The sequence below is a fragment of the Pseudomonas sp. PDM18 genome, assembly GCF_014852585.1.
Taxonomy (GTDB): domain Bacteria; phylum Pseudomonadota; class Gammaproteobacteria; order Pseudomonadales; family Pseudomonadaceae; genus Pseudomonas.
In genome coordinates this window covers 1-8,172 of record NZ_JACVBX010000030.1, presented here as the reverse complement: position 1 = coordinate 8,172, position 8,172 = coordinate 1, and the positions used below count along the sequence as shown (strand labels likewise).

The window sequence follows — 8,172 nt, the reverse complement described above, 5'->3', positions numbered from 1 at the left end:
GACGTGGTGTTCCTCGACAGCCGCGGCAACGGCGTGCAGCAGATGGCCCAGTACCTGGCCGCGCACCCTGGCGCCGCTTCGGTGCAGATCATCGCCCACGGCAACGCCGGCGACCTGTGGCTGGGCAGCAGCTACGTCAGCGCCGAGAACATCGCCGACTACGGCAACTCCCTCAGCCAGCTCGGCGCCAGCATGCATGCCGGCGGCGACATCCTCATCTATGCCTGCAACACCGCCCAGGGCGAGCGCGGGCAGGCCTTCGTCAATGAGCTGGCCAGCCTGACCGGGCGTGACATCGCCGCTTCGGATGACCGCACCGGTAATGGCTCGGACTGGGACCTGGAAGTGACAACCGGCGCCATCGAGGCGCGGCCGGTGCTGTCGGCCACTTCCGAAGCGGCCTACCAGCACAGCCTGGCGACCATCACCGTCACCAGCAATGCCGACAGCGGCGCCGGCACCCTGCGCAACGCCATTGCTGGCGCCACGGCGGGCGACACCATCACCTTCTCCACCCCCGGGATGACCGTCGGTCTGACCACCGGCCAGTTGGTTATCAACAAGAACCTGACCATCGACGGCGATCTGAACGACGATGGTGTGGCCGACGTGACGGTGGATGCGAATTACCGCAGCCGCGTATTCAGCATTACCGGCGGCACGGTCAAGCTGGATGGCCTGGTGATCACCCGTGGCCTGGTCAGCGGCGCCGGCGGCGACTTCAACAGCGTTGATGGCAAGGATGCGCTCGGCGCCGGCGTCAGCATCACCGGCGGCACACTCACTCTCCTGCACTCGTCGATCACCGGCAACGTCGCAGCGGCCGGCGGCGGCAATGGCGGTGGCAGCGGCTACGGTTACGGCGGCGGCGGCGGCGCTGGTTTCAACGGCGTCGGCGGCGCACGCGGAGGTAACTACTCGCTGGGATATGCCGGCCAAAGTGGCGGCGGCGGTAGTGGCGGCAACGGCGGCATGTATTCCGCCATCGCCCAGACCGGTAGGGGCGGTACCACCGTGGGTGGCGCCGGCGGCAGCACGGCGCCGGGCTTTTCGTCAGGCGGCGCCGGCGGCAGCGCGGGCTCCGCCGGCATCGGCTTCATCGGTGGCGGTGGCGCGGGTGCGGCCGCATCGCTGGCGAATGCCGTTGGCAAGGGTGGCAACGCGGCGGGGGCCATGTTCATCGGCGCCGGTGCCACGGTCTACATGGCGTCCACCACCATCACCAGCAACCTGGGCGCGGGCGGCGGCGGTGCGGGCTCGTCTCAGATCGGCGGCGTCAACGGAGCGAATGGTGGCGACGGCGTCGGCGGCATCCTGAACCAGGGCACGCTCAAATACGAAAGCAGCACCGTCAACCTGGTCAGCGGCCAGAACAACTACGGCCGGGGCGGCGGCGGTGGCGGCAACCAGAATGGCAACACCGCCGGCATCGCCGGCTATGGCACCAACACCGGCAACGAAAACCTGCGCAACAGCGGCACGGGTACGGCGGATTCCTCCTGGAGCTCTAACGCCGTGCCGGTGATCGCCAACCTCAATGGCGACAGCGTCAACTACACCGAAGGCGCAGCGCCTGTGTTACTCGACGCGGGCGGCAACGCCAGCGTCACCGACAGCGATTCCGCCGACTTCAGCGGTGGCAGCATCACCGTGGCGATCACCGCCGGCCGGGTGACCACCGAAGATCTGCTCGGTGTGCGCAACCAGGGCACCGGCGCCGGCCAGATCGGCGTCAGCGGCAGCAATGTCACCTATGGCGGCGTCACCATCGGTACCATCGCCGGCGGCAGCGGCAGCAACAACCTGGTGATCACGCTCAACGGCAGCGCCACGCCGATAGCGGTGGCAGCGCTGCTGCAGAACCTCACCTACAGCAACAGCAATGGCGGTGATATCGGCACCGGCAGCCGCACCGTCAGCGTCAGCGTCAACGATGGCGACGGCGGCACCAGCACCGCCGCCGTGGTCACCGTCGGCATCACCGCCGTAAACGACGCACCCACCCTGAGCACCACCGGCGGCACGCCCACCTTTACCGAGAACGGCTCGGCGGTTGGCTTGTTCAGCGGCACCACCCTCGACACCATCGAAGCCGGCCAGACCATCGACCGCCTTACGCTCACTGTCAGCAACGTCGCCGATGGCAGCGCCGAGGTGCTGCGCGTGGACGGCAGCAACGTCTCCCTGACCAACGGCAACTCGGTCATCACTACCACCAACGGTATGACGGTTACCGTCAGCGTGTCGGCCGGCACCGCCACCGTGGTCATCGCCAAGACCGGTGGAATCTCCGGCAGCGCCGCCGCCACGCTGGTTAACGGCCTCACCTACAGCAACACCAGCGACGCCCCGACCACCACTGCGCGCACGATCACGCTTACCGGCATCCGCGACAATGGCGGCACCGCCAACGGAGGCACCGACACTACCGCGCTCAGCGCGGCCGCCACCGTCTCGATCATCGCGGTGAACGACGCGCCTACGCTGTCCGGCGGCCCCTATACCTGGGCTGGCACCAATGAGGACACCGTCTCGAATGCGGTCACCGTCTCCGGCCTTCTGGCCAGCACCACCTATGCCGATGTCGATGGTCCGGCCAGCGGTATCGCCATAGTCGCCAGCAGTGGCGGTGGCACCTGGCAATACTCCACCGACGGTTCCGCCTGGACCGACATCGGCACCGTCTCGAGTAGCGCCGCTCTGCTGCTCTCTAGCACTACCCAACTGCGCTTCGTGCCCGACGGCCAGAACGGCAGCGCGGCCAGCCTCACCTTCCGCGCCTGGGACCAGAGCGCCGGCACCGCATCCACCAACGGCACACGCAATACTGCCGACACCAGTACCAACGGTGGCAGCTCCGCGTTCTCCACCGGCACCGCACAGGCCACGCTCACCGTCAGCAGCGCCAACGATGCGCCGGTACTGATGCCTGCCAGCCCCACGCTCACCGGCCTGACTGATTCCGACGTCAACAACCCCGGCATGGCGGTTTCCGGCTTCGCCACTGGCGGTATCACTGACGTCGACACCGGTGCGGTCAAGGGCATCGCCGTCACCGGTCTGACTTCCGGCATCGGCACCTGGCAATACAGCACCAATGGCGGCGCCAGCTGGCAGGATATCGGCCCGGTCGCCGACAACGCGGCGCTGCTGCTGCGCAGCACCGACCGCGTCCGCTTCGTGCCGGACGGCGTCCACGGCACCGTCGCCACCCTGACCTATCACGCCTGGGACCAGACCGGCACCACCGCCGGCCAGCAGGGCACCAAGGTGGACGCCTCCGTCACCGGCGGCAGCAGTGCGTTCTCCGTCGTCGGCAATACCGCCAGCCTGACCGTCACCGCCATCGACGACGCCCCGACGCTCACCGCCAGTGGGGGCAGCAGCGCCTTCGTTGAAGGTAACAATGTAGCCTCCACGCCGGTGGCGATCGACAGCGGCATCACCGTGACCGACAGCGATTCGCCGCAGCTTTCCCGCGCCACGGTGGCGATTACCGGCAACCTCCAGCTCGCCCAGGACGTGCTGGCCTTCACCAACAACCCAGCCACAATGGGGGACATCAGCGCCAGCTACGACAGCAGCACCGGCGTGATGACGCTGACCTCGGCTAGCGGCGCCACCGTCGCCGAGTGGCAGGCGGCGCTTCGCTCTGTCACCTACACCAACAGCTCGGATACGCCGAACAACGCGACTCGCACAGTCAGCTTCCAACTAAACGATGGCACCAGTGATAGCAACGTGGTAACCCGAACGGTGACTGTGACTGCCGTCGACGACTCACCGGTGAACACAGCATCGGGCGGCACCACCGCCTTCTTCGAGGCCGGCGGTGCCCCCAGCACACCGGTGGTGATCGACAGCAACTTCACCGTGATCGATGCGGACAGCACCACACTGGACCACGCGACTGTAGCCATCACCGGCAACTTCCGATCTGGCGAGGACGTACTGAGCTTCACCAACACCAACTCCTCCCTGTTCGGCTCCATCACCGGTAGCTATGACTCCAGCACCGGCAAGCTGACCTTTAGTAGCGGCGCTCCGGCCACACTGGCGCAATGGCAGGCGGCGCTTAGTGCGGTGGTCTATGTCAATACCTCGGACAATCCCAGTACCGCTACCCGCACCATCACCTTCAACACCAATGATGGCAGCACCGACGGTAATGCCGTGACCAAGACGGTGAGCGTGACTGCGGCCAATGACGCACCACAAATCAGTGCGCCTGTATCGATTGGCGTCACCGAGGACACGGCGAAGGCACTCACCGGCATCAGCTTCAGCGATGTCGACGCAGGATCGGGCACAGTCAGCGTGCAGTTCAGCGTCGCGCCCGGCAGCGGCAGTCTGAGCGCTTTCAGCGGTGCTGGCGTCAGCGTTCTGGGCTCGGGCAGCGGCACTCTGCATCTGGCGGGCACGCTCTCCGACATCAATGCTTTCATTGCAAGCGGCGGCGTCAGCTTCATCACCGCGGCCAACGCCACCGGCAACGTGGTGCTGGACATATCGATCGACGACAACGGCAATGGCGGCAGCGGCGGTAACCAGACCGACCACGCCACCGTCACCCTGACCGTCAATGCCGTCAACGACGCGCCGGTCAACAGCGTGCCGGGCATCCAGAGCGTATTGCAGGACGGCACTCTGGTGTTCAGCAGCGGTAACAGCAACGGGATCTCGATCAGCGATGTGGACGCTGGCGGCAGCACCGTGCGCGTCACCCTCACCGCCAACAACGGACTGATCACTCTGGGCGGATTCAGCGGCCTGGTCTTCACCGTGGGCAATGGCATCAGCGACGGTACCGTCACCTTCGAGGGCACCATCGCCGATATCAACAATGCGCTGGCCGGCCTCACGTTCACGCCTACCCCGGGCTACAACGGCTCGGCATCGCTACAGATCACGACCAATGATCTTGGCAACTCGGGCAGCGGCGGTAATCAGACTGACACCGATACCATCGTCATCGAGGTGGCCAGGCCGATTCCACGGATCACCGACGTCAGCGCGGCTGTCGCCAACGGGACCTATAAAGCTGGCGATACGATCACACTGACGGTGAGCTTCGATCGGAGCGTCACCGTCGATACCACCGGCGGAACGCCGAGCCTGCAGTTGGAAACCGGCCTTGTCGACCGCCAGGCTACCTACGTGGCCGGCTCGGGCAGCAACGTCCTGACCTTCTCCTACGTAGTGCAGGCCGGCGATATCAGTGCCGACCTCGATGTCAGTTCCAACGTCGCACTGTCCCTCAATGGTGCATCCATCAGGAACTCCACCTCCGGCGACATTGCCGACCTGCAGATTGCCGCGCCCGGCAGTGCTGGTTCCCTGGGCACCAACAAGGACATCGTGATCGACGGCGTGGCGCCCAGCGTGAGCAGCGTCAGCGTGCCCGGCAATGGCACTTACATCACGGGCCAGAACCTCGATTTTGTCGTCAACTTCAGCGAGTCCATGCTCGTCGACACCTCCGGCGGCACGCCCTACCTCGATGTCGCCCTGGATACCGGCGGCACCGTGCGGGCGCAGTACCTCAGCGGCTCCGGCACCTCGGCGCTGACCTTCCGCCTGACGGTCGCCAGCGGCCAGCTCGACAGCAACGGCGTCAGCCTGGGGAGCAGCCTTCAACTGGGCGGTGGCAGCATTACCGACATCGCCGGCAACGCTACCAGTACCAGCCTCAACAGCGTCGGCAGCACCGCCGGCGTGCTGGTCGATGCCGTAGCGCCCGCCGCTACCAGCATCGGCCGCGTCGACGTCACCCCGAACAATGGCAGCACGCTGAACTACACCGTCACCTTCAGCGAGGCGGTCAGCGGCGTGGATACCAGCGACTTCACCCTGAACTCTACCGGCAGCGCCGTCGGTGCCATCAGCTCGATCGTGCAGATCGATGCCCGGACTTACCGTGTGCAGGTCTCCGCTGTCAGCGGCGACGGCACGCTGAGACTGGATGTCAGGAATGGCGCGACCATCAACGACAGCGCCGGCAACCTGTTGTCCGGCAGCCTGCAGGGCGAGGTCTATACCGTCGATCACAGCGCCCCGCAGGTGGCATCGACCAGCGTACCGACCAACGGCGACTACAAGGCGGGTGACGTGCTGAGCTTCACCGTCAACGCCAACGAGGCAGTGCAGGTGGATACCACCGGCGGTACGCCGCGCCTGGCACTGGATATCGGCGGACAGACCGTTTACGCGAACTATGTTTCCGGTTCCGGCGGCAGCGCCCTGGTGTTCCAGTACAGCGTGCAGGCCGGCGACAACGACGGCGACGGTATTTCCGTGCTCTCGCTGCAGGCCAATGGCGGCAGCCTGCGCGATGCCGCCGGCAACGATCTGCAACTGGCGCTGCATGGCGTGGCGGATAGCAGCCGGGTACTGGTCGATACCCTGGCGCCCACCGTGACCTCGATCACCCGTGTCGATGCCTCGCCGAGCAATGCCCAGGCGCTGGCGTTCGACGTGAACTTCTCCGAGAGCGTCTCCGGCCTGAGCGTCGCCGACTTCTCCCTGCAGGCTACGGGCAGTGCGCGCGGCAATGTCCTGTCAGTGGTGCAGACCGGCGCCCAAACCTGGCGCGTCAGCGTCGGCGAAGTGGCTGGCGACGGCAACCTGACCCTGGCAATGAACGCCAGTGCCGGTGTGCGCGATGGCGCCGGCAACAGCGTGCAGACAGGCCTTGTCGGCGAGGGCTACCTCGTCGATCACAGCAGCCCGCAGGTCAGCGGCGTGACGCTGCCCGCCGATGGTCGCTACACGCCGGGGCAGACTCTGAACTTCGTTGTCGATTTCAGCGAGGCCGTGATGGTGGACACCAGCGGCGGCGTCCCGCGCATCGCCATCGCCCTGGATCAGGGCGGCACCGTATATGCGGACTACGTGTCCGGCTCGGGTACCCAACACCTGATGTTCGCCTACACCGTGGGCGCCGGTCAGGCCGACAGCAATGGCATCCAGCTGGGCGACAGCATCCTGGCCAATGGTGCCAGCCTTGCCGATGCGTTGGGCAACGCCGCGCAACTGTCGCTGGCAGGCCTGCCGTCGACTCGCGGCCTGCTGGTGCAGGGAGGCGTCAGCGATGGCGACCCGCAATACCGCACCGAACAGGGCGTGCGCCCGGTGGTGGCGAACAGCGGCTTGCCGAGCAATGCGCCGCAGGTACCGTCGCCGCTGGTCAACGCCGGCCCGCCGACCCTCGGCCAGGTCCCGCTGCTCGACAGCAGCAACCGTGGCGCGGCGCAATCGGCGCTGGGTAGCGTGTTCCGCGAAGGACCGAGCCAGACGCAGCTTGCGCTGATCTTCTCGAACAACGGCAACAGCGCCTTCGGTGACGGCAGCGGTCATGGCTTCCTCGGCTTTGGCGGCGGTGATGGCGGTGTCTTTGGCAGCAGCACCATCGGCGCGATCTTCAGTGCCGCCCGCGAGGGAGACGAGCAGGCGTTGTCGGCGTTCGGTCAGCGCCAGGGAGATATCGCTCAGGGGCTGCGGGGCGTATTCGGTTCTGCCGGCCTCGGCCAGCAATTGCAGGAAATGAATCAGCGCGAGCAGCGCCAGGTCACCGACCTGGCGCGGGCTTTCGGCGAGCTGGGCCAGGAACGGCCGGCCGGTTGAAGGTGACAGGGCTCGAAAACTTCAGAAGCCGTACAGGGGGCGGCTCGATAACAATGAACAAGCATTTTCGATTCTTCAGCGTCAGCCTGCTGGCACTCGCCATCAGCGGCTGTGCCGTGACCAGCGAGCCGATCAGCCGTGCCGACAGCGAACAGCGTGCGCGCGATGACCTGGCCGGCATGTTCCGTGCCCAGGAGCCGCTCAGCGGCGAGTTGACGCTCAACGACGCGCTGGCCCGTGCCATCAAGTACAACCTCGAAGGCCGCCTGAAGGTCATGGAGCAGGCCCTGGCCAGCCGCCAGGTCGACCTCGCGACCTTCGACATGCTGCCGCGCATGGCGCTGGAAGCCGGCTATGCCGGGCGCAACAACGTCAGTGCGTCGTCCAGCAAGAGCGTGCTGACCAACCAGCAATCCCTGGAGCCGTCCACCTCCCAGGACCGCGACCGCGACGTCGCCGACCTGACCATGGTGTGGAACGTGCTCGACTTCGGCGTCAGCTACGTCAGCGCCAAGCAGCAGGCCGACCAGCGCCTGATCCTCGACGAAC

2 protein-coding genes are annotated in these 8,172 nt (G+C 66.3%); both read left to right on the top strand.

Going from position 1 to position 8,172, the window contains the following annotated elements:
- Nucleotides 1-3 precede the first annotated feature (3 nt).
- Nucleotides 4-7,623 (top strand): DUF4347 domain-containing protein, encoded by a 7,620-nt coding sequence (locus IB274_RS29360; protein ID WP_318652930.1) that lies wholly within the window; start codon nucleotides 4-6, stop codon nucleotides 7,621-7,623.
- A 53-nt stretch (nucleotides 7,624-7,676) separates the two neighbouring features.
- On the top strand, nucleotides 7,677-8,172 hold a 496-nt coding region (locus IB274_RS29355), incomplete at its 3' end, for a TolC family protein (protein WP_192436280.1).